The organism is Mameliella sp. LZ-28, from assembly GCF_012274245.1.
In the GTDB taxonomy this organism is placed as follows: Bacteria; Pseudomonadota; Alphaproteobacteria; order Rhodobacterales; family Rhodobacteraceae; genus Antarctobacter; species Antarctobacter albus.
In genome coordinates this window covers 25,190-44,118 of record NZ_JAANYX010000033.1, presented here as the reverse complement: position 1 = coordinate 44,118, position 18,929 = coordinate 25,190, and the positions used below count along the sequence as shown (strand labels likewise).

The 18,929-nt window shown below is 64.0% G+C and carries 28 protein-coding genes and 1 tRNA gene; 11 read left to right on the top strand and 18 right to left on the bottom strand.

The genetic code is table 11. The features are described 5' to 3' along the window. Positions 1 to 11: 11 nt before the first annotated feature. Positions 12 to 665, bottom strand: coding sequence for an alpha/beta hydrolase (locus G9Q80_RS18155; protein WP_043143366.1), 654 nt, complete (start codon positions 663 to 665; stop codon positions 12 to 14). Positions 666 to 850: 185 nt separating this feature from the next. Here G9Q80_RS18155 and iscR point away from each other — a divergent pair, with 185 nt between their 5' ends. The 11 genes from iscR to G9Q80_RS18100 all read left to right on the top strand — a co-directional run bounded on the left by iscR (position 851) and on the right by G9Q80_RS18100 (position 9,977). Next, positions 851 to 1,318, top strand: coding sequence for a Fe-S cluster assembly transcriptional regulator IscR (gene iscR / locus G9Q80_RS18150; protein ID WP_043143368.1), 468 nt, complete (start codon positions 851 to 853; stop codon positions 1,316 to 1,318). Between the two features lie 123 nt (positions 1,319 to 1,441). Continuing rightward, positions 1,442 to 2,491, top strand: a complete 1,050-nt coding sequence (locus tag G9Q80_RS18145) for a cysteine desulfurase family protein (RefSeq protein ID WP_088714064.1) — start codon at positions 1,442 to 1,444, stop codon at positions 2,489 to 2,491. Between the two features lie 15 nt (positions 2,492 to 2,506). Then, a complete protein-coding gene (gene sufB, locus G9Q80_RS18140; protein WP_069208778.1) occupies positions 2,507 to 4,039 on the top strand; it encodes a Fe-S cluster assembly protein SufB in 1,533 nt (510 codons plus the stop codon). Continuing rightward, the gene (locus tag G9Q80_RS18135) at positions 4,036 to 4,245 is read left to right on the top strand and encodes a hypothetical protein (protein ID WP_088714063.1); all 210 of its coding nucleotides are present in this window, start codon (positions 4,036 to 4,038) and stop codon (positions 4,243 to 4,245) included. The genes sufB and G9Q80_RS18135 overlap by 4 nt, the downstream gene beginning before the upstream one ends. Before the next feature lie 140 nt (positions 4,246 to 4,385). Next, positions 4,386 to 5,141, top strand: coding sequence for a Fe-S cluster assembly ATPase SufC (sufC, locus tag G9Q80_RS18130; protein WP_088714062.1), 756 nt, complete (start codon positions 4,386 to 4,388; stop codon positions 5,139 to 5,141). Further along, positions 5,141 to 6,418 (top strand): Fe-S cluster assembly protein SufD, encoded by a 1,278-nt coding sequence (gene sufD / locus G9Q80_RS18125; RefSeq protein WP_088714061.1) that lies wholly within the window; start codon positions 5,141 to 5,143, stop codon positions 6,416 to 6,418. Before sufC ends, sufD begins: the two co-directional genes overlap by 1 nt. A 3-nt stretch (positions 6,419 to 6,421) precedes the next feature. After that, positions 6,422 to 6,922, top strand: coding sequence for a YIP1 family protein (locus G9Q80_RS18120; protein WP_088668760.1), 501 nt, complete (start codon positions 6,422 to 6,424; stop codon positions 6,920 to 6,922). Further along, entirely contained in the window at positions 6,919 to 7,503 is a 585-nt protein-coding gene (locus G9Q80_RS18115) for a YIP1 family protein (protein WP_157903774.1), read from the top strand. The genes G9Q80_RS18120 and G9Q80_RS18115 overlap by 4 nt, the downstream gene beginning before the upstream one ends. Then, entirely contained in the window at positions 7,496 to 8,716 is a 1,221-nt protein-coding gene (locus G9Q80_RS18110) for a cysteine desulfurase (RefSeq protein WP_088714059.1), read from the top strand. Before G9Q80_RS18115 ends, G9Q80_RS18110 begins: the two co-directional genes overlap by 8 nt. Positions 8,717 to 8,829: 113 nt before the next feature. After that, positions 8,830 to 9,840 (top strand): methyltransferase, encoded by a 1,011-nt coding sequence (locus G9Q80_RS18105; protein WP_043143384.1) that lies wholly within the window; start codon positions 8,830 to 8,832, stop codon positions 9,838 to 9,840. 60 nt (positions 9,841 to 9,900) lie between these two features. Then, positions 9,901 to 9,977, top strand: a tRNA-Arg gene (locus G9Q80_RS18100). A gap of 72 nt (positions 9,978 to 10,049) precedes the next feature. On the opposite strand, the gene G9Q80_RS18095 is transcribed toward G9Q80_RS18100, so the two are convergent. The 17 genes from G9Q80_RS18095 to G9Q80_RS18015 all read right to left on the bottom strand — a co-directional run bounded on the left by G9Q80_RS18095 (position 10,050) and on the right by G9Q80_RS18015 (position 18,836). Further along, entirely contained in the window at positions 10,050 to 11,156 is a 1,107-nt protein-coding gene (locus tag G9Q80_RS18095) for a tyrosine-type recombinase/integrase (protein ID WP_168246565.1), read from the bottom strand. A gap of 154 nt (positions 11,157 to 11,310) precedes the next feature. Next, on the bottom strand, positions 11,311 to 11,499 hold the full coding sequence (locus G9Q80_RS18090; RefSeq protein ID WP_168246564.1) for a hypothetical protein: 189 nt from the start codon (positions 11,497 to 11,499) through the stop codon (positions 11,311 to 11,313). After that, positions 11,496 to 11,852, bottom strand: coding sequence for a hypothetical protein (locus G9Q80_RS18085; RefSeq protein WP_168246563.1), 357 nt, complete (start codon positions 11,850 to 11,852; stop codon positions 11,496 to 11,498). The genes G9Q80_RS18090 and G9Q80_RS18085 overlap by 4 nt, the downstream gene beginning before the upstream one ends. Then, a complete protein-coding gene (locus tag G9Q80_RS18080) occupies positions 11,849 to 12,379 on the bottom strand; it encodes a DUF1643 domain-containing protein (protein ID WP_168246562.1) in 531 nt (176 codons plus the stop codon). Before G9Q80_RS18080 ends, G9Q80_RS18085 begins: the two co-directional genes overlap by 4 nt. Beyond that, positions 12,376 to 13,425: a DUF5131 family protein gene (locus G9Q80_RS18075; protein ID WP_168246561.1), complete on the bottom strand. Its 1,050-nt coding sequence runs from the start codon at positions 13,423 to 13,425 to the stop codon at positions 12,376 to 12,378. Before G9Q80_RS18075 ends, G9Q80_RS18080 begins: the two co-directional genes overlap by 4 nt. A gap of 30 nt (positions 13,426 to 13,455) precedes the next feature. Beyond that, positions 13,456 to 14,130 (bottom strand): hypothetical protein, encoded by a 675-nt coding sequence (locus tag G9Q80_RS18070; protein ID WP_168246560.1) that lies wholly within the window; start codon positions 14,128 to 14,130, stop codon positions 13,456 to 13,458. After that, a complete protein-coding gene (locus G9Q80_RS18065; protein ID WP_168246559.1) occupies positions 14,127 to 14,354 on the bottom strand; it encodes a hypothetical protein in 228 nt (75 codons plus the stop codon). The genes G9Q80_RS18070 and G9Q80_RS18065 overlap by 4 nt, the downstream gene beginning before the upstream one ends. Beyond that, on the bottom strand, positions 14,351 to 14,749 hold the full coding sequence (locus tag G9Q80_RS18060) for a hypothetical protein (protein ID WP_168246558.1): 399 nt from the start codon (positions 14,747 to 14,749) through the stop codon (positions 14,351 to 14,353). The genes G9Q80_RS18065 and G9Q80_RS18060 overlap by 4 nt, the downstream gene beginning before the upstream one ends. Next, positions 14,746 to 14,934, bottom strand: coding sequence for a hypothetical protein (locus G9Q80_RS18055; protein WP_168246557.1), 189 nt, complete (start codon positions 14,932 to 14,934; stop codon positions 14,746 to 14,748). The genes G9Q80_RS18060 and G9Q80_RS18055 overlap by 4 nt, the downstream gene beginning before the upstream one ends. Beyond that, positions 14,927 to 15,085 carry a hypothetical protein gene (locus G9Q80_RS18050; protein WP_168246556.1) on the bottom strand — a complete coding sequence of 53 codons (159 nt, stop codon included), beginning with the start codon at positions 15,083 to 15,085 and terminating at the stop codon, positions 14,927 to 14,929. Before G9Q80_RS18050 ends, G9Q80_RS18055 begins: the two co-directional genes overlap by 8 nt. Further along, positions 15,082 to 15,558 carry a hypothetical protein gene (locus G9Q80_RS18045; protein WP_168246555.1) on the bottom strand — a complete coding sequence of 159 codons (477 nt, stop codon included), beginning with the start codon at positions 15,556 to 15,558 and terminating at the stop codon, positions 15,082 to 15,084. The genes G9Q80_RS18050 and G9Q80_RS18045 overlap by 4 nt, the downstream gene beginning before the upstream one ends. 61 nt (positions 15,559 to 15,619) lie before the next feature. After that, positions 15,620 to 15,871: a DUF2312 domain-containing protein gene (locus G9Q80_RS18040; RefSeq protein WP_168246554.1), complete on the bottom strand. Its 252-nt coding sequence runs from the start codon at positions 15,869 to 15,871 to the stop codon at positions 15,620 to 15,622. A gap of 8 nt (positions 15,872 to 15,879) precedes the next feature. Continuing rightward, the gene (locus G9Q80_RS18035; protein ID WP_168246553.1) at positions 15,880 to 17,085 is read right to left on the bottom strand and encodes a hypothetical protein; all 1,206 of its coding nucleotides are present in this window, start codon (positions 17,083 to 17,085) and stop codon (positions 15,880 to 15,882) included. 24 nt (positions 17,086 to 17,109) lie between these two features. Next, a complete protein-coding gene (locus G9Q80_RS18030; RefSeq protein ID WP_168246552.1) occupies positions 17,110 to 17,442 on the bottom strand; it encodes a hypothetical protein in 333 nt (110 codons plus the stop codon). Continuing rightward, complete coding sequence (locus tag G9Q80_RS18025) at positions 17,439 to 18,413, bottom strand: PD-(D/E)XK nuclease-like domain-containing protein (RefSeq protein WP_168246551.1); 975 nt, start codon at positions 18,411 to 18,413, stop codon at positions 17,439 to 17,441. The genes G9Q80_RS18030 and G9Q80_RS18025 overlap by 4 nt, the downstream gene beginning before the upstream one ends. Beyond that, positions 18,413 to 18,631, bottom strand: a complete 219-nt coding sequence (locus G9Q80_RS18020) for a hypothetical protein (RefSeq protein WP_168246550.1) — start codon at positions 18,629 to 18,631, stop codon at positions 18,413 to 18,415. Before G9Q80_RS18020 ends, G9Q80_RS18025 begins: the two co-directional genes overlap by 1 nt. Next, positions 18,615 to 18,836: a hypothetical protein gene (locus tag G9Q80_RS18015; protein WP_168246549.1), complete on the bottom strand. Its 222-nt coding sequence runs from the start codon at positions 18,834 to 18,836 to the stop codon at positions 18,615 to 18,617. Before G9Q80_RS18015 ends, G9Q80_RS18020 begins: the two co-directional genes overlap by 17 nt. Between the last annotated feature and the right edge of the window lie 93 nt (positions 18,837 to 18,929).

Genomic DNA, 18,929 nt, shown 5'->3' with positions numbered 1-18,929 from the left:
CGGGCCTCCGGTTAGCGGGTGTTCTCGGTCAGGCGGCGTTTCACATAGGTCGAGACACTGTCCATCAGCGTCTCCATATGCGGTTCCTCGAAGAAGTGGCCAGAGCCTTCGACCTCTTCATGGGTGATCTGAATGCCCTTCTGCTCGTGCAGTTTCGACACCAGCGCGCGGGTGTCCGCGGGCGGGGCGACGCGGTCGGCGGCGCCGTTGATGATCAGGCCCGAAGAGGGGCAGGGCGCCAGGAACGAGAAATCATACATGTTGGCGGGCGGCGAGACCGAGACAAAGCCGGTGATCTCGGGGCGGCGCATCAGCAGTTGCATCCCGATCCAGGCGCCGAAGGAGAACCCCGCGACCCAGCAGTGTTTCGAGTTCTGGTTCATCGACTGCAGGTAGTCGAGCGCCGAGGCGGCATCGGAAAGTTCGCCCACGCCCTGGTCGTATTCGCCCTGGGACCGGCCCACGCCGCGGAAATTGAACCGCAGCACGGTAAAGCCCATGTTGTAAAAGGCGTAGTGCAGGTTGTAGACAACCTTGTTGTTCATTGTCCCGCCAAACTGGGGATGCGGATGCAGCACGATGGCAATCGGCGCATCGCGGTCCTTTTGCGGGTGGTAGCGGCCTTCGAGACGGCCTTCGGGTCCGGGAAAGATGACCTCGGGCATGGGGCGGAACAGCTCCTTCACAGTGGCGACGGGCGCGTGACCGCGGCGTGCCTGAAATTCTTGACCAAAACACGCGGCTTCTTTAGAAGAGTTCTAAATCGGTTCGGGCGTGGTCCGGGCTGCGAAGCAGATAGGCAATGTGGCGGTCAAGGTCAATTGCCGCGGTACCTGGGGGCGTAAACGCCGTGAAACTGAGCACAAAGGGACGCTATGCGATGGTCGCCTTGGCGGATATCGCGCTTCAGCCGGCCGGGGACCTGGTGACGCTGGGCGATATCTCGCGCCGGCAGGACGTTTCCTTGCCCTATCTCGAACAGTTGTTCGTCAAGCTGCGGCGGGCGGGCCTGGTCGAGTCGGTGCGTGGCCCGGGCGGCGGCTATCGCCTGTCGCGCCCACCAACCGAGATCCGCGTGGTCGATGTGCTGGCCGCCGTGGATGAAACCGTGGACGCGATGCACAAGGGGGCGGGCGCCTCGGGCGCGCTGTCCGGCAGTCGCGCGCAATCGCTGACCAACCGCCTGTGGCAGAGCCTCTCGGCGCATGTCTACGTCTTCCTGCACCAGACGCGGCTGTCGGACGTGGTGGACAACACGCTGGCCCCCTGTCCGGCGGTGCCCTCGATCTTTTCCGTGGTCGATGATGACAAGGCGTGATCCGGCGGAGCGCCTGCGGCGCGCAGGTGAAGGCGGCTGCCGCCGCCGGCTGGGGCTCTGCCCCAGACCCCGAGGTATTTCCAAACCAAAGAAGCAGGGGGCTGCCGCCCCGTGGGGAATGTCATGAGCCGGGTCTACCTGGATCATAACGCGACGACGCCACTGCGCCCCGAGGCCCGCGCGGCCATGCTGCGGGCGATGGATGTGGTCGGAAACCCTTCGTCTGTCCATGCTGAAGGACGCGCGGCCAAGGGGGTGGTCGAGGCGGCGCGGGCGCAGGTGGCCCAGCTGGTGGGCTGCATGGCCAGCCAGGTGGTCTTTACCGGCTCGGCGACCGAGGCGGCGGCGCTGGCGGTGGCCCAGAAGGACCGGTACGGCGGGCGCTTTGCCGCGCTACCCACGGAGCATGACTGCCTGCTGGCCTGGAGCGAGGGTGGGGAGGATGCCGGGTTGCTGGCGATCTCTGCCGCCAACAGCGAGACCGGGATCATGCAGCCGGACCGCGCCGTGGTGGCGAACCGCGACGGGCAGGCGGTGGTCTGCGACATCACCCAGGTGGCGGGCAAGATGCCGGTGCGTTACCCCGAGGGCGGCAGGCCGTCCTACATGATCCTGTCGGCGCACAAGATCGGCGGGCCCAAGGGTGTGGGCGCCCTGATCAATTTCACCCGCGACGATCCTCTGCCGATCCTGCGTGGCGGCGGTCAGGAGATGGGGCGGCGCAGCGGCACCGAGAATGTCATCGGCATCGCCGGATTCGGTGCGGCGTCGGAGGCGGCACAGCGTGACGTGGCGTCCGGGGCCTGGGCGCGGGTGGAAAAACTTAGAAACATTCTAGAAGAATCTCTTGAGGCTTCTTCTGACGTAACTATTTTTGTCGGGAAAGATTCGCCCCGTTTGCCGAATACCAGCTGTTTCGCGACCCCCGGGTGGAAGGGCGAAACGCAGGTGATGCAGATGGACCTGGCGGGATTTGCCGTGAGCGCCGGATCGGCCTGTTCCAGCGGCAAGGTTCGCCGCAGCCGGGTTCTGGAGGCGATGGGATACGACGACGCGACCTCGGGCGGCGCCATCAGGGTGAGCCTGGGTCTGCAGACCACCGAAGAAGACGTGACGCGGTTCTGCGCGGCATGGATCGACAAGTACCAGCGGCACCGGGCACGGGCCGCGTGAAAGGAAGGGAACCCGATGGCGGCTTTTGAAGACGTGACGGTAAAAGAGGGTGTCGACCAGGAGACGGTGGATGCCGTCAAGTCCGTTGGCACCTACAAGCACGGCTGGGAAACCGACATCGAGATGGAATACGCCCCCAAGGGGCTGACGCCGGACATCGTGCGGTTGATCTCGGAAAAGAACGAAGAACCCCAGTGGATGACTGACTGGCGGCTGCAGGCCTACGAACGCTGGCTGCAGAAGAAAGAGCCCGACTGGGCGATGGTCGACTACCCGGAAATCGATTTCCAGGAGCAGTATTACTACGCCCGCCCCAAGTCGATGATGGAAAAGCCCAAGTCGCTGGACGAGGTCGATCCCAAGCTGCTGGAAACCTATGAAAAACTGGGCATTCCGCTGAAGGAGCAGATGATCCTGGCGGGTGTCGAGGGGGCCGAGGCCATGCCGGCGGACGCTCGCAACAGTGACCGCAAGGTCGCCGTGGACGCGGTGTTCGATTCTGTCTCTGTGGGCACGACCTTCCAGGCAGAGCTGAAGAAGGCCGGCGTGATCTTCTGCTCGATCTCCGAGGCGATCCGCGAGCATCCCGAGCTGGTCAGGAAATACCTCGGCTCGGTCGTGCCGGTGTCGGACAACTTCTACGCGACGCTCAACAGCGCCGTGTTCTCGGACGGGTCCTTTGTCTACGTCCCGCCGGGTGTGCGCTGCCCGATGGAGCTGTCGACCTATTTCCGCATCAACGCGGAAAACACCGGGCAGTTCGAACGGACACTGATCATCGCGGACAAGGGCAGTTATGTCAGCTACCTCGAAGGCTGTACCGCACCTCAGCGCGATACCGCGCAGCTGCACGCGGCCGTGGTGGAGATCATCGTCGAGGAAGACGCCGAGGTGAAATATTCCACGGTGCAGAACTGGTACCCCGGCAACGAAGAGGGCAAGGGCGGCATCTACAACTTTGTCACCAAGCGCGCGGATTGCCGTGGCGACCGGGCCAAGGTCATGTGGACGCAGGTGGAAACCGGCTCCGCCGTGACCTGGAAATACCCGTCCTGCATCCTGCGCGGCAACGAGAGCCAGGGCGAGTTCTATTCCATCGCCATCACCAACAATCATCAGCAGGCCGATACCGGCACCAAGATGATCCACCTCGGGAAAGACACGCGCTCGCGCATCGTGTCCAAGGGGATTTCGGCTGGCGTGGCGCAGAACACCTATCGCGGGCTGGTGTCGATGCACCCCAAGGCAAAGAACTCGCGCAACTATACCCAGTGTGACTCTCTGCTGATCGGGGACAAATGCGGGGCGCACACGGTTCCCTATATCGAGGTCAAGAACAACTCGAGCCGGGTGGAGCACGAGGCGACGACGTCCAAGGTGGATGACGACCAGCTGTTCTATTGCCGCCAGCGCGGCATGGACGAGGAAGAGGCCGTGGCATTGGTGGTCAACGGGTTCTGCCGCGACGTGCTGCAGGCGTTGCCGATGGAATTCGCAATGGAGGCGCAACAGCTTGTCGCCATCTCGCTCGAAGGATCGGTGGGGTGAGCCTGCGCGGCGCGGGCAAGGCCGTTCTGCTGCTGGCCGGCATCCTGATGCTGGTCAGCGGTGTAGGCTGGCAGGAGCCGGCGTTGGCCGCCGGTCCGCGCTTTGACCCGCCGCTCTTGCCCGGGCTGGATGTCTGGAGCGCGCTGGACGTCCGGCGTTGCGTGACACCTCTCTTGCTGCCGCAGAACTGCGGCTGGTGGATGTGATAGGCGCCCCGGGGGAACGCGAATGCAGGCGTCGATCCGGTCAATGAAATACTCAACAACATGCTGATGGAGCCGGCCAAGGGCACCGCGGTCCAGATCGTCAGATCCTGTGGTTGCCAGGCTGAGTGAAAGGAAAGAAAATGCTGGAAATCAAGAACCTGCACGTCAAACTTGAAGAAGAGGATAAGCAGATCCTCAAGGGCGTCGACCTGACCGTCGAGGCGGGCAAGGTGCACGCGATCATGGGGCCGAACGGCTCGGGCAAGTCGACCCTGTCCTACGTCTTGTCGGGCCGCGACGGGTACGAGGTGACGGACGGCTCTGCAACGCTGTTGGGCGAGGACCTGCTGGACATGGAAGTCGAGGAACGCGCAGCCGCGGGCCTTTTCCTGGCGTTCCAGTACCCGGTCGAGATCCCCGGCGTCGGCAACATGACCTTCCTGCGCACGGCTGTGAACGCGCAGCGCAAGGCACGCGGGCAGGAGGAGATGTCCTCGGCCGATTTCCTCAAGGTGATCCGGGCCAAGGCCAAGGACCTGAAGATCGACGCCGAGATGCTCAAGCGTCCGGTCAACGTCGGCTTCTCGGGCGGCGAGAAAAAGCGCAACGAGATCCTGCAGATGGCCATGCTGGAACCCAAGATGTGCATCCTGGACGAGACCGACTCGGGCTTGGACGTGGACGCCATGAAGCTGGTCGCAGACGGTGTGAACGCGCTGCGTGACGAGGGCCGGGGCTTCCTGGTCATCACGCACTACCAGCGCCTTCTGGACCACATCAAGCCGGACGTGGTGCACATCATGGCCAATGGCCGCATCATCAAGACAGGCGGCCCCGAGCTGGCCCTGGAAGTCGAGCAGAACGGCTATGCGGACATCCTCGAGGAGGTGGCGTAATGGCTTTGCCGCAGGCGAAACAGGACGCAACAGAGGCGCGGATCGCGGCGCTGAGCCTGCCCGAGGGCGGCTGGGCCGAGCCCGCGCGACGCGAGGCGCTGGCGCGGTTGCGGGCGATGGGCCTGCCAAATGCGCGTGACGAATACTGGAAGTTCACCCGGCCCGACACGCTGGTCAGCGCCGAGGCACCCGCCGCGCGGGTGCTGGAAACCGGCGAGACGCCGCTGTTCGACAGCCGGGACCGGCTGAAACTGGTCTTTGTCGATGGTGTCTTTTCCGCCGAGGAGTCCGATGACCTGAGCCTTGAGGGGGTCACGATCGATCGGCTGGCCGAGGCGAAAGATATTCATTGGGCCAAGGACTTGTACGGCGTTCTTGAGGCGCGGGGGCAGGACCCGGTGGCGCGTCCTCTGGCCGCGCTGAACACCGCTTTCGCCACCGACGGCCTGCTGATCCATGTGACCGGCAAGCCGTCGAAGCCGATCAGCCTGATCTACCGCCACGTCTCGGACACCTCCGACGCGATCCTGCACCACGTCATCAAGGTGGACGCGGGCGCCGAGGCGACGATCCTGGAAAACGGCCCCGCCGCCGCGCGCTTCAACAAGTGCATGGAGGTCGACCTGGCCGAGGGCGGGCGCCTGCACCACATCCGTGCGCAGGGCCGCGACCATGAGCGCCGCGCCGCGACCCATGTCTTTGCCCGGCTGGAGAAGGAAAGCGTTTTCAAGAGCTTCACGCTCTCTGTTAATGGCGCCATGACCCGGAACGAGGTGGTCGTGGAATTCACTGGTGACGATGCGGTGGCGCATGTCGCGGGCGCCTGCATGGGCGACGGCGATTTCCACCATGACGACACGGTCTTTGTCACCCATGACGCGGTGAACTGCGAAAGCCGCCAGGTGTTCAAGAAGGTGCTGCGCAACGGCGCAACCGGCGTTTTCCAGGGCAAGATCCTGGTGAAGCCCGACGCGCAGAAGACCGACGGCTACCAGATCAGCCAGTCGCTGCTGCTGGACGAGGACAGCCAGTTCCTCGCCAAGCCTGAACTTGAAATCTACGCCGATGACGTGGCCTGTTCGCATGGCTCGACCAGCGGCGCGATCGACGAGGACGGACTGTTCTACCTGCGTGCGCGCGGCGTGCCGCGCGGCACCGCCGAGGACCTGCTGACCATCGCCTTCATCGCGGAGGCGGTGCAGGAGATCGAGGACGAGAGCCTGCAGGAAGACCTGGTGGAACGGGTCGCCGGCTGGCTGGCGCGGCGGCGCGGCTGAGCCGTGAGCGTCACGACGGATATCGCGGCCAGCTATCGCGGGCCGGGCAAGGTGCTGCGCGCGCTTCTGGCGCGCGGAGCGCATGAGCCGCGCGCGCTGGCCTACCTGATGGGGGCCTGCGGCGTGATGTTCGTCGCGCAATGGCCGCGCCTCGCCCGCGAGGCACACCTGGAAGACACCGAACTGCAGCCTGCGCTTGGCGGCGCGCTGCTGGCGACGCTGATTTTCCTGCCGTTGATCTTCTACCTTGTCGCGGGGCTGAGCCAGTTGGTCGCGCGCGCCCTGGGGCGTCCGATCGATGGCTACGGCACGCGGCTTGCGCTTTTCTGGGCGCTGCTGGCGGCCTCGCCGCTGGCGCTGCTCAATGGGTTGGTGGCCGGGTTCATCGGGCCGGGGGGCGCCTTGACGCTGGTCGGCATCCTGTGGTTCGCCGCCTTCCTGTGGTTCTGGAGCAGCGGGTTGCGCGAGGCGCGGCGCCTGAACGCCGGGGCGGAACCGGCGTGACCTTGGACGGGTTCCTGAAACTGGCGCTGCAAAGCGTCACGAACCCGCGCGAGGTCGCGGCGCTGCTCTTGTCGATCCGCCCCAACCGCGAGGCACTGTTGACGGGCTTTGCGCTGGTGGTGGTGCTGAACGCGCTGCTCTTTGGCCTGTCGATCCTGCTGGATCCGACAGGTGCGCCGGGATTGATCGGCGGACCGGTCAGTTTCCTGGTCATGCAGGGCCTGGCCCTGGCGGCGACGATCCTGGCCCTGACCTGGATGGGGCGGCTGTTCGGCGGCCGCGCCCGGGTCGAGGAAATCGCGCTGTTGATGATCTGGATGCAGGGTCTGCGCGTGCTGGTGCAGGCCGCGACGCTGCTGGTGGTGCCGGTCTCGCTGGCGCTTGCGGGGCTGGTGACGATGGGCGCAACCGCGCTTGGCGTCTGGATCGCGGTGAATTTCCTGGACGAGGCGCATGAATTGCGCAGCCTCTTGCGTGCTCTGGCCGTCTTGGTATTGGGCATGCTTGCGATGGCCTTTGCGGTCTCGCTGATACTGACCCTGGCCGGGGTCACACCGGAAGGGATGTTGGACAATGTATGATATCGAGGCGATCCGCGCCGATTTTCCGATCCTCGCACGCGAGGTGAACGGCAAGCCGCTGGTCTACCTGGACAACGGCGCCTCGGCGCAGAAACCGCAGGTGGTGATCGACGCGGTGACGCGCGGCTATGCCGAGGAATACGCCAACGTCCACCGGGGCCTGCATTACCTGTCCAACCTGGCGACCGAGAAATACGAGGGCGTGCGCGAGACCGTGGCGCGTTTCCTGGGCGCCAAGGACCCCGAGGAGATCGTCTATACCACCGGCACGACGATGGGGATCAACCTTGTCGCCTATGGCTGGGCCATGCCGAACCTGGAAGCGGGGGATGAAATCGTCCTGTCGGTGATGGAACACCACGCCAATATCGTGCCCTGGCATTTCCTGCGCGAACGGCAGGGCGTCAAGATCAAGTGGGTGGATGTGGACAGCACAGGCTACCTCGATCCGCAGAAGGTGGTGGATGCCATCGGGCCGAAGACAAAACTGGTTGCCGTCACGCATCTGTCGAACGTCCTGGGCACCGTGGTGGATGTGAAGGCGATCTGCGACGGCGCGCGCGAGAAGGGCGTGCCGGTGCTGGTCGACGGCTCGCAGGCGGCGGTGCACATGCCGGTCAACGTCGAGGAGATCGGCTGCGATTTCTACGCCATCACCGGGCACAAGCTGTACGGTCCTTCCGCATCCGGTGCGATCTGGATCAGGCGCGCCCGCATGGATGAGATGCGCCCCTTCCTGGGCGGCGGCGACATGATCCGCGAGGTCCACAAGGACGAAGTCACCTGGAACGACCCGCCGATGAAGTTCGAGGCCGGCACGCCCGGCATCGTCCAGCAGATCGGCCTGGGCGTGGCGCTGGACTACATGATGGGCCTGGGGATGGAGAACATCGCCGCGCATGAGGCCCGCCTGCGCGACTACGCGGTGTCGAAACTGGGCGGGCTGAACTGGCTCAGCGTGCAGGGCACGACACCGGACAAGGCGGCGATCTTCTCTTTCACGATGGAGGGGGCAGGGCATGCACATGACATCTCCACCATTCTCGACAAGAAGGGCGTGGCGGTGCGCGCGGGCCATCATTGTGCCGGGCCGCTGATGGATCACCTGGGGGTGACGGCCACCTGCCGCGCCTCGATGGGCCTCTACAACACCGAGGGCGAGATCGACGCATTGGTCGACGCGCTGGAACTGGCGCACGAATTGTTCGGCTGAACGCCCCAAAAAGGGGCAGTGCCGCAGCGGAAGGGGTTATTTTCCCGGCAGGCGGTTCAATTCCGGGGCGCATCTTGGCAGGTTGCACGGGACGCAACAACCCGGAGACCCGCATGCCCCTTTTGACCGAAGCCGACGAGATTTCGCAGATCGCATTTGGATTCATGGGCTCGAAGGCGCTTTTCGCCGCGCTCGAGCTCGAGGTCTTTACCCATCTCGCCAAGGGCGCCATGACGGCCGGAGAGCTGGCCAAGGCCGCCGAGATGCACGAGGACCGCGCGATGACGCTGCTCACGGCGCTGGCGGGCATGGGGCTGGTGGCGGTCGAGGAGGGGCGCTTTTCCAACGCGCCCGCCGCCGAGGCCTTTCTGGTCCAGGGGGCGAAATACGATTTCTCGGATTACCTGCGCCTGCAGGTCGGCAAGCAGATGTACCCGCTGATGGAACAGCTGGAGGGCGCGCTGTCGGGCGAAATGAGCGATGAGGACACCGCGTCCTATGCCGACTGGTTCTCGGATCCGGACGAGGCAAAGCTCTATTCCGAAAGCCAGCATGCCGGCTCGCTTGGCCCGGCGCGGCAACTGGCCCGCTCGCTGGACCTGACCGGCAAGACAAAGATGCTGGACGTGGGCGGCGGCACGGCGGCCTTCGACATCACCCTCTGCCAGAAGAACCCCGGGCTGAAAGCCACGGTGCTGGAGTTTCCCAATGTCGCGGCGCTGGGGCGGGGCTACGTCGAAAAGGCGGGCCTGTCGGACCGGATCAGCTACCTGGACGGCAACGCGCTGGAAACGCCCTGGCCCGAGGGGCAGGACGTGGTGCTGATGTCCTACCTCTTTTCCGGCGTCCCCGGGGAGACCCACGCCGGGCTCATCGCGCAGGCCTTCAAGGTGCTCAACCCCGGCGGTATGGTGCTGATCCATGATTTCATCGTCAACGAGGACCGCACCGGCCCCGGTCTTGCCGCGCTCTGGCAGTTGCAGCACACGGCCTTTACCCCCGAGGCGCGCTCGCTGGATGCGGGCTGGCTGGAAGGGGCGCTGGCCGCGGCGGGCTTCCAGGACGTGAGCGTCGGTGCGATGATCCCGGAGATGACCATGCTGGCGCAGGGCAAAAAGCCCTGACGCTTTTGCGCCCGCACCCCATTGCGGCGGTGCGGGCGAGCGGTTATAGACAGCCGCGAAGCACCCGTAGCTCAGCTGGATAGAGCGCTGCCCTCCGAAGGCAGAGGCCAAAGGTTCGAATCCTTTCGGGTGCGCCAAAAAATCAATGACTTAGCGAAACCCGAAATTCCCTGTGTCCCGTTTGTGTCCCGATTGGGACGGAATCGCGGTCATCCACGCCGATTCATTGCGTCGACGGCGCTCTGTTGATGGTGCGGGCTGTGGTGCCCGTACACGCGCTCGATGGTCTCTGCGCTGGTGCCGAAATAGCCTGCGGCATCCCAGATCGTAGCGCCGCGCTGCATCGCCCAGGTGATCGCTGTGTGCTTGAGCGTGTGCGGGGTCACATCGGACAGGTCGATCTCGATCTCCTGCTTGTCGGCCAGTTCGGCGGCCAAATCTCGCGCCCGGGCCCATGCTTTTCGGATGTCGCCAACCATCGCACGCTCCCCGGCGATCTCGCGCTCAACGACATAGATCCTGCCGTTTGCCGCTTGCCTGCGCAGGTGGGCCAGATAGCGATCTGGAAGCCGGGCCGGGGTCTGGCGCTTCTTGGTCTCGGCTTTGGCGCCAGGGCGGCGGTACAAGATGCCCTGGACGGTATCGACATGGCCGCCTACGGGCGAGGCGCGGTCGATGTGCAGCCGCAGGATCGTGTCTTTCCGAGAACCCGTGTAGAGGCCGCACAAGATGAAGTCTGCCAGGTGCCGACCGTCCCGGTTGAGGCTGCGCGCCGCGCGCAAGAGCCATGCCGCTTCCTGACGTGTCAGCCAGCGTTCCTTGGCCGGCGGCTTGGCGGGCATGACAACCTTCGGTGCCTGGGTCAGGTAGCCTTCCCGGTGGCAATGGTTGATGGCGGCTTGCAGCACGTTGAGTTCGCGGCGGATGGTTCCTGCGGACGCGGGCTTGCCGTGGCGTGTCACGCGACTCTTGGCGTAGCGGCGGCAGGTTTCACCCTTCACGGCGCTTACAGGCAGATCGCGCCAGAACTTGTCCAGGGCGTCGATGGCGTATCCGATCCGCTCCGGCGATGCGACGTGTGCTGCGTGTTCCTCGCCGTAGAGGGAAAGCGCCATCGAAACGCTCAGGTCGTCCGGGGAAGTGGGACCAACTGGGCGGTTCTTCCGCTCGATGTATTCTGCGAGCGCGCTTTCAGCCTCTCGGCGGTCGTCTGTGCTGGTCGAGAGGCGGGTATTGCCGTCTCTGATTTCCCAGAACGGGCTTCGATTTTTCGGCGCGCGCCAGTGGAGACGGGCGCCTTTGGCTCTTTTCGGCATAGTTCAATCAATTCTGGCAAGTCATCAGGATGCAGGCGAAGGGCGCGGCCCATACGGATGGTCTTACCATGCTCATCCGCAACTGTCCGCAATGATGCCACCGGAACCCCGAGGGCCCTTGCGGCCTCTTCAAATTTCAGGAGGCGGGGCACTGTCATTTGCGGCGCCTCTGTTTGTTGGCGAGGGCCTGCTTTCGGGCGGCCTTGACCTTGGCCCGCTTGTCCGGATCGCGGGGCTTTGCGGGCTTCGAATCTACAGGGCGCCCCCAGTCAATGCCGACATAAACCGGCCCGGTGGCCATCAGTGCGCCAACCGCGGTCATGCGTGCGAAGTTTCGGGTCATGTGCGCTCTTCCCCCTCGATAGCTGCGAGGATGCGTGGCTCTGTAGACGCGCAACTCCGGCAACATTCTGTAATCCTGCGTGCAATCTCCGCCGCCTCCCGCATCCCAGCAGCCCGCGCCTGGGCGAGCTGGGCTTCGAGGGTGGCGATGCGGGCGCGCCAATACTTGTCCGCGCTCTCGTGAATATCGGCATCGACATAGCGATGAAATTCGCGGTCACGCTCTTTATCACCCTCCCATCGGGAAACAGTGGCCCATTCCGATAGGACCGCAGTCACGACACCTTGGTCGTGCTCTTCGCGCTCGGCCATCCAGATTTCGCGCGGCCAGTTCAAGTTCAGGTCGTCACTCATTGGGCTTCTCCTGTAGGCCGGAGCGGGACCAACGGCGCATTGCCCTTGACGTATAGCGGGTGCCTCGGGTGGCCGTGTTTCGTCTTGCCCAGGCATTTTAGGTGCGGGCCGTACTTCTCCACGATCCAATGTTCGGCGCGCTTGGTATTGGCGCCCCAAGCCGCGACCATGATTTCGGAATCACGGATTGCGCGGTGCAACTCTATTTCTGCCTGAGGCCCTCCGATCCGTTCGGACGGGTCCAGCGCCCACAGGTCGGCAGGCTTGGTTGCACGGTAGGCGTAGAGGTTGACGACCACGATGCCGCCGCAGCCCTCGCGCTTAGCGAAACCGATGCAGCGCCGGATCGTCGGGTCATCGGTTTCCGCGTCGGCGGTGCTGGGGTTGAGCATGATGAACCCGCATATCGGCCCATCGGCCCATCGCCGTGTCAGGCGATAGCGGTAGCACCCGCAGTCGGAAACCACCGCGTCGGCCTCAATACTTTCTCTAGACGTGTCTACGGCCTCTCGTGATGTGTCGGTCATGTGCGCTCTCCCGGCATCCCGTCATGGGTCACGCCGTCCAGCGTGCGACCGGCGCGGCTCTTGCCGATGCGAAACATGGTCTGGCGGGTGGCGGCGAAGTCCTGCTGGACGGGATGCACCCACCTGCCCGCATCATCGAAGCAGCCGAACGCGCTGCCATCGATGTCATCACCCATGCCGTCGCCGGGGTGCCACTCGCCCCACTGCTTGAAATGGAAAGGCACGTCAGCCGCCGCGCACTGGTCGCGCAGGTCGCGGAACCAGGCAGGATTGCTGGGCCGGGCGCCGGGGCCGCTCTCGCCGCCTGCGATGACCCAAAGGATCTTGCCAGTGCGGTAGTATTCATCCGGGCCGTCCGGATCGCTGGGGTCGCAGGCGATACCGCGCAAAGCGGAAATGTCATGACCACGGTGATCCGTTACCAGTAGATTCACCGGCCCCAGCAGCGGCTCGCAGGACAGGAACCGGACATGGGCAGGTGTTGCCAGCAGGTCGGGGATCCGTTCATCCGCGCGAACCTGGTCCTCGACAGAGACGCCGATCCAGACGTTCGGCAGGGGCCAACTTTCCGTCATCCAAGCGTCAGCGTCTTCGATCACGAAGCGCGCCTTGCGTTCGATGATTTCGTGCCGCGTCTCTCCGTGCGCATTGACATGAGACATATAAGTCCGCATCCGCGCCGACCGCTTTGTCAGCACCTGGAAGTTGTGCTGCGGGGCGAGTGCCATGACGGCGAATATCGCGTCGATCCAGTCGTCGGGCACGTCCTCGTGGAAAAGGTCGCCGTGGGCGCAGACAAAGACGTTGCGGCCCCGGCGCCAGTGGATCGGCTGTTCCAGCCATTGGTCGTTCAGCCGCACCTTGCCGTTCCAGACGGGACCGGCGCGGCTGCTATCGGTCAGCCCGGCCCGGCTGGGGTGGTTGCGCAGACGGGTGCCTGCCAGCTTCATGGCGTAGCAGTTGGTGCAGCCCGGCGAGACCACGCTGCACCCGGTGATCGGGTTCCATGTGGCATCCGTCCATTCGATCTTGCTGTGCTCAGCCATTGTCGGCCCTCATCTGTTGCAGGGTGTCGGTCATGCTTTCACCCCGGCTCGGTGCAGGGCGGCGGGGCCAACCGCTTTCTTCACGCGGGCCAGATCCGAACTAACCGTGCCGATCTCGGCCAGTTTGGCTTCGGCGCAGGCCCGCAGGGTTTCTGCGCGCTCGCTCATATCTCTCGCTTGGGACATGAGGCCGTCGACATCGTTTCTCAGATCCTCGATCCGCGCCGTCAGCGCCTCGATGTCCTCGTTCCCGCCATCCGGCCCGAAGAACTCTTCGCGGATCTTGGCGACAAACCCGGGCATGACGCCACAGAGGTCAGCGAGAACCTGGTCGGTGTTGCCCGATTTGTACCGTTCGGTCTCGGTATCGTAGTAGTCTTCCAAGGCGAGCATGATTTCCCGCTTCTGGGCTTTCGTCGGTTCGGGCGCGGCCTGCGTCTCCTGGGGCTTCGTCTTCACGGCGGTTTCGGTCACGAGAACGGCCTTCCTTTCCTTCTCACACTTCGGGCAACTGTGTTTCTTCTTCAAAATCGCCCAGCCATTCTGGGTGATCTTCTTGTTGATCTGGCCCATGTTCGGGGCCCAACTGCCTCCCGCCTCGCGGGCGTAGTCGCACACAACGGTTTCAGTGGTGCCGCATTGGTCGCAGACCACCTCCGCAGAATGGTGTCTGCCTCCCTGCTTCGGCTTGCTGAGGATGCTCATGCCGACCCACCTTTTCTTGTCGCCCGGAACCGCCCATCCACCCCGTAGACCTCCGTCAGCTGGTCGAGGGTGAGGCGATGGTGCCCGGGGTTCACCTCCACCGGGTCGCTCCGAAACCGGCGCCGGCCGCCGTCAGTGCGCTTCTCGGCAGGGCGGGCGCCGTGGTAGAGGGCGGGCGCCCAGGTGCCGTTGAACCGGCGTTCCTCAACGAAAAACAGGGTCACAGCTTCTCCCCCATGTCAGAGGCAATGCGGGCCAAAGCCAGCCCGCGCGTAATCGGGTTTCTGTCCCGCATTGCATCGTTGATCGCGCGATGGATCGACCTGCGCTCACGGATCTCTTTGAGCGCGACATGTTGCTTGAAAACGGGGGACCAAGATTTCATTGCGTTGATGCTCGCCGACACCTCAACATCGGAATCTTTATGGAAGTGAAGGGCGTCATGGAGCCGATCAGCAAGGCGGTCGTGGGCCAGCCACTCCTCGTCCGGCTCTTCATAGGAGCCGCCAACCATGTTTGCCGGGTATGATACGCCCACCGCTGACGCGCCGCTCGCAATCGCGTTCTGCGCCGCGACCGGGGCGCCCAGCAGCGCCCCGAGGAAGCCACGCCGCATCATGCCAGCCCCCTTTCGATGGCCAGCCATTCGGGCAGGGTCACGGCCCCCGTCTCCCCGATCTCGCCGTCGATCTCGATCTGGCTCTTCGGGAGCCAGATTTCATCGGCTTCCTCGTCTTCCTTCACCAGGATCGCCGCCGGAGTCTCGGCCACCAGGATCACCTCGATGTCGACAACCTCAGCCATTGCGAAAGCCCTCGATGAGGTGGGCCAAGAGAACGATGAAGCCCACAAAGATGTCCCCCAGCAACCGGAGCAATTCGTTGGCCGCGGCCCAGCCGATGCGTGCGAAGAACCCGAGGGCGATGCACACCAAGGCGAATTTCACGAAGATCATGAGTGGTCCCTTTCGTTTTCAGGATGGGGGCGGGTCTCGAACCGGGCCGCGCCCTGCGTTTCGAGCCAGTATGCTTTGAGGGGCAGGGCACGACGGTTCTGCCAGTGCCAGATCGCGTTGCGGACGGCGGCTTGCAGGGCCTTCTGGTCGGCCAGATCCATGCCTTCGAGCGGGTGACAGTCGCCGCTCTCGTCGCATTCGTCTTCCGTGCGATCCCGCAGGTCTTCGATCCAGCGTTCGGCATCGAACCATTTGGACAGGTCCACATGGCGCGGTCTGGCGATGATGATGAAGACGCCAGCGCGCCATTCAGGGTGGTCGTCGTCTGGGTCGATCTCCTGAAATTCGCCCTGGCACAGGGCCTCCGTCACGGCATCCTCGATGGTCTCGCCGCCCGGATGGAACGGGCCTTCATCGGAGCGGCTAAACCAGAACTCGAAGTCCGGCACGGGGCAGGGGTGGTCGTGGTTCATGTCGAACCTCCTTGCTGATGTCCGTCGCTGGCCCCCGGCGCGCGGGGACCAGAAAGAGACATCAGCCCATGCCGAGCGCGGCTTTATACATTTCCAGCACCGCATCTTCCTCGGCGATGTCGTCGGCGTCGCGCTTGCGCAGGGAGATCACCTTGCGCATGACCTTAGTGTCGTAGCCGCGCCCCTTGGCCTCGGCCATGACCTCCTTGATCTGCTCTGCAATCTCGCGCTTTTCCTCTTCGAGGCGTTCGACGCGCTCAATGAACTGCTTGAGTTCGCCCGCCGCGACGCCGTAGCTGTCGGTCTCGCTCATGGCTCACCTCACCCGTTCAGCGCGGCGCGCAGGTCGTGGCCTGTCACCTTGATGAACTCGTCCAGCAGTTCCGGGTTCTTCTCGTCCAGTTCGCGGACCTTGGGGCCGTAGAAGCCCATCGCGGCATCAAGGGGGGCACCACGTTCATCGACATCGGCCAGGATCGCGTTCAGCAGGTTGCCCCAGTCACGCTTTCCTTCCTGTTGCGGCGTCCCGCCCAACATGTCGCCCTGCGCGGCCTGCTCTTCCTCGCCGGTGTAGTCGCCTGGGATGTCGGTATCGTCGGTCACGTCGCCGTCATCGACCTCGCCAGTCTCCGGGTCGTGATCGGGTTCCGGTTCGGGATCTGCCGGGGGCGGCGGGGTCCGGTCGACCGGCTTGCGATCGCGCGTGGCGGTTTTCCCGGTGGTTTTGGTCTTGTTCTCGATCTTCCGCTGGGCGGGTGCCTCTTCAACTGCGTTCTTTGCCTTGATTTCCGCGCGCAGTTTCTCGGCAGTTGTATCCCCCTCTTTCAGGGAGTTGTGCAGACCGGCCAGCACGAGAAGAGCGTCCAGGTCGATGTCCTCGACGCCGTTGACGCCAACGATGCCGCAAACATCCTCAGCCGTCAGCCCGAACGATGACATCACTTTGAGCGCGCGATCCCGGCGCTCAGGGAGCGTCTTGATGTCGCCGCGGATCAGGTCTTCCGCATAAGCATAGGCGTCTTGCCACACCGGGCGCGGAACGCCGGCCAGAACGGCATTCCGGAAGGCGATTGCGCCAGCCGCGTTCGATGTGACGATAATCATGTCGTTGCTGTAGACACGGCCATTGGCGCTGGCGATGCTGCGGCGAACTCGACGCACCGTCTTGGCGTTGGTTTGGAGATCGTGAAACACGCCCTCGCACTCAACATACCCGTCTTTCCTGTTCACCTCGATGGTGCGCGATCCGCCAGTGCAGTTGCCCCATTGGCTGAATAGGATTTCAGCGAGGCGGATAGACGGGCCGACGATGGGTTTGCCGCCTCTGGGCAGCGAGAAGATGCATCCCTCGGCGGTTTCTTTCGACATGGAAACGAGGCTTTTGACGTTGTTCGCCACACGGGAAATCTGACGTGGGTAAGCGTGCGCTGTGGAAATCTGAATGTCGATCTCGGCACGGGTAACAGCATCCAGGCCGCCAACTTGCGGCATCGCGGGGACACCGCCATTGTCATTTGAAAAGTCCAATTTGGTTCTCCTTGGTTTTGGGGATTAAGCTGCGGCGCGGGCCTTCATGGCCTCGTCGCGTGGGTCGCTGATGACGATGGCGCCATGCTCGCGGACAATGGCCGGGCGATTGCCGGGGCCGCGCGGGATGCGGCGCGTGACGCGGACATGAGCGATGGTGATGTAGGCAAACCCGCGCATTCCATTGACGCGGATGGGCCTGCTTTCGACCTCGAACCGGAAGTCGCGCCCCTTACTGGACGCGACCAGGGCGCCCGTCTCGGGGTCGTACCGTGGGCGGATCGGGATGTCGGTCTCGACCATGCAGAACTGCGTGCGCAGTTCGCCCCACAGGGTTTTGATGCCGCTCTCGCTCATGCTGCGAACTCCCCGGGGAAGATCGCCGCGCGCTCGCTCAACTGTTTCTCGATCTCACGCTCGCGGAATCCGGGCGGCACCATTTCCTCGATCCGGTCCCACGGGGACGGCCAGTGACCATCTTCCCAGCAACGGGCGAAGGCGTTGAGGCCGTCGCGGAGATCCTGCCGGGCTGCGGCCAGCAGGTCGCTGCCCTTGGAGAGGTAGCGGACGGCCACGCGCTTGGTCTTGGTGTTCTGGACGAGGTAGGCGACACCGGGGATCGAGTATCCGGTGGCCTCATAGACGCCCCACATCTGCAACGCGGCCTGGATGTCGAGACGGGTGTCCACGAGGCTCTTTTTCACCCATACGTCGATGTCCTCGTGATCGGTGGTCTTGTAGTCCACGATCCAGCGGTGTGCCTCGGTCGGGGTCATGTCCGGTCGGCTCTTGATGAACATGCCGGTCTGGGTGTCCTTCCAGATGTGCGACTGTTCGATGGTGCAGCCGTCCATCAGGTCCATCGCCTGCGCGTTCGATTGCAGGGCATCGGCCATGTCGCACACCATGTCCCATTCTTCGGGTTTCAGAACGGCGCGACCGAGGGCCTGCTGTTCCGCGACGAATGCCTTGGCCGCTTTGGTCGACAGCGATCCGTTGGCCCCCAACAAGTCAGCCGGGACAACTGAGACGGACTCCGTGATCTTCTCCGGTTCCAGCGTCAGGACGTGTGCGGCGCTGCCGCGATCGAAGTGCCGCTTGGGGATCACGATGCCCTTGGACCGCGCGTCCTCGCGCTCTTTCTCCTTCCGGGCCTTCACTTCCGGGTTCATGGCGCAGCCGTCCCAGAACTTTGCCGGGTCCTTGCGCACGACGCGCAGGCCGGAAGACGAAATGCTGGGCCCTTCGCAGCAATCGCCGTGGTAGATGTCGTTGGGGAGGTCGTCGTAGACGCCCGGTCCCAGCAGGATTTCGGGTGCAATTTCCATCAGGCTTCCTTGTTGTCGGGGTGGTCGGGATTGGGGATTGCGCGGCGCAGGCGGCCAGCACCGGCCTGGAACTTGAGGTCGATGACACGGCGCGAGATCATGAAATTGGGGTGCTTCGGCCTGTCGCCATCGAAGACCCATTCGCCGCCGACGATGAACGCCAGCGCCTCGAACAGGGTCAGCTTCTCGCCCTTGATGAACTTACGCGGCCGGCTCATCGGGGACCGGCACCTTGTTCTTCTTGGAGACGATGTTGTTCCAGGCTTTAGCGCGCCAGCGTTCGGCCCGCTGAAACGCTGTCATGGCGGTGGCGCCTCGAAATGCGAAATCGAAGCCGTCGATGGCGGCTATGAAAATTCCCGCCTCGCCATCCAAGGGGGCGAAAACCCGGATCTCCTGTTCCATGATGGTGCGTTTGACCATGCCGCTTCCTTCTGGGGTTGATGTTGCGTGTTGCTATGTGTAGCAAACTGCAAACACGTTGCAACCCCATAAAGTTTGTGACACCTTGCAACC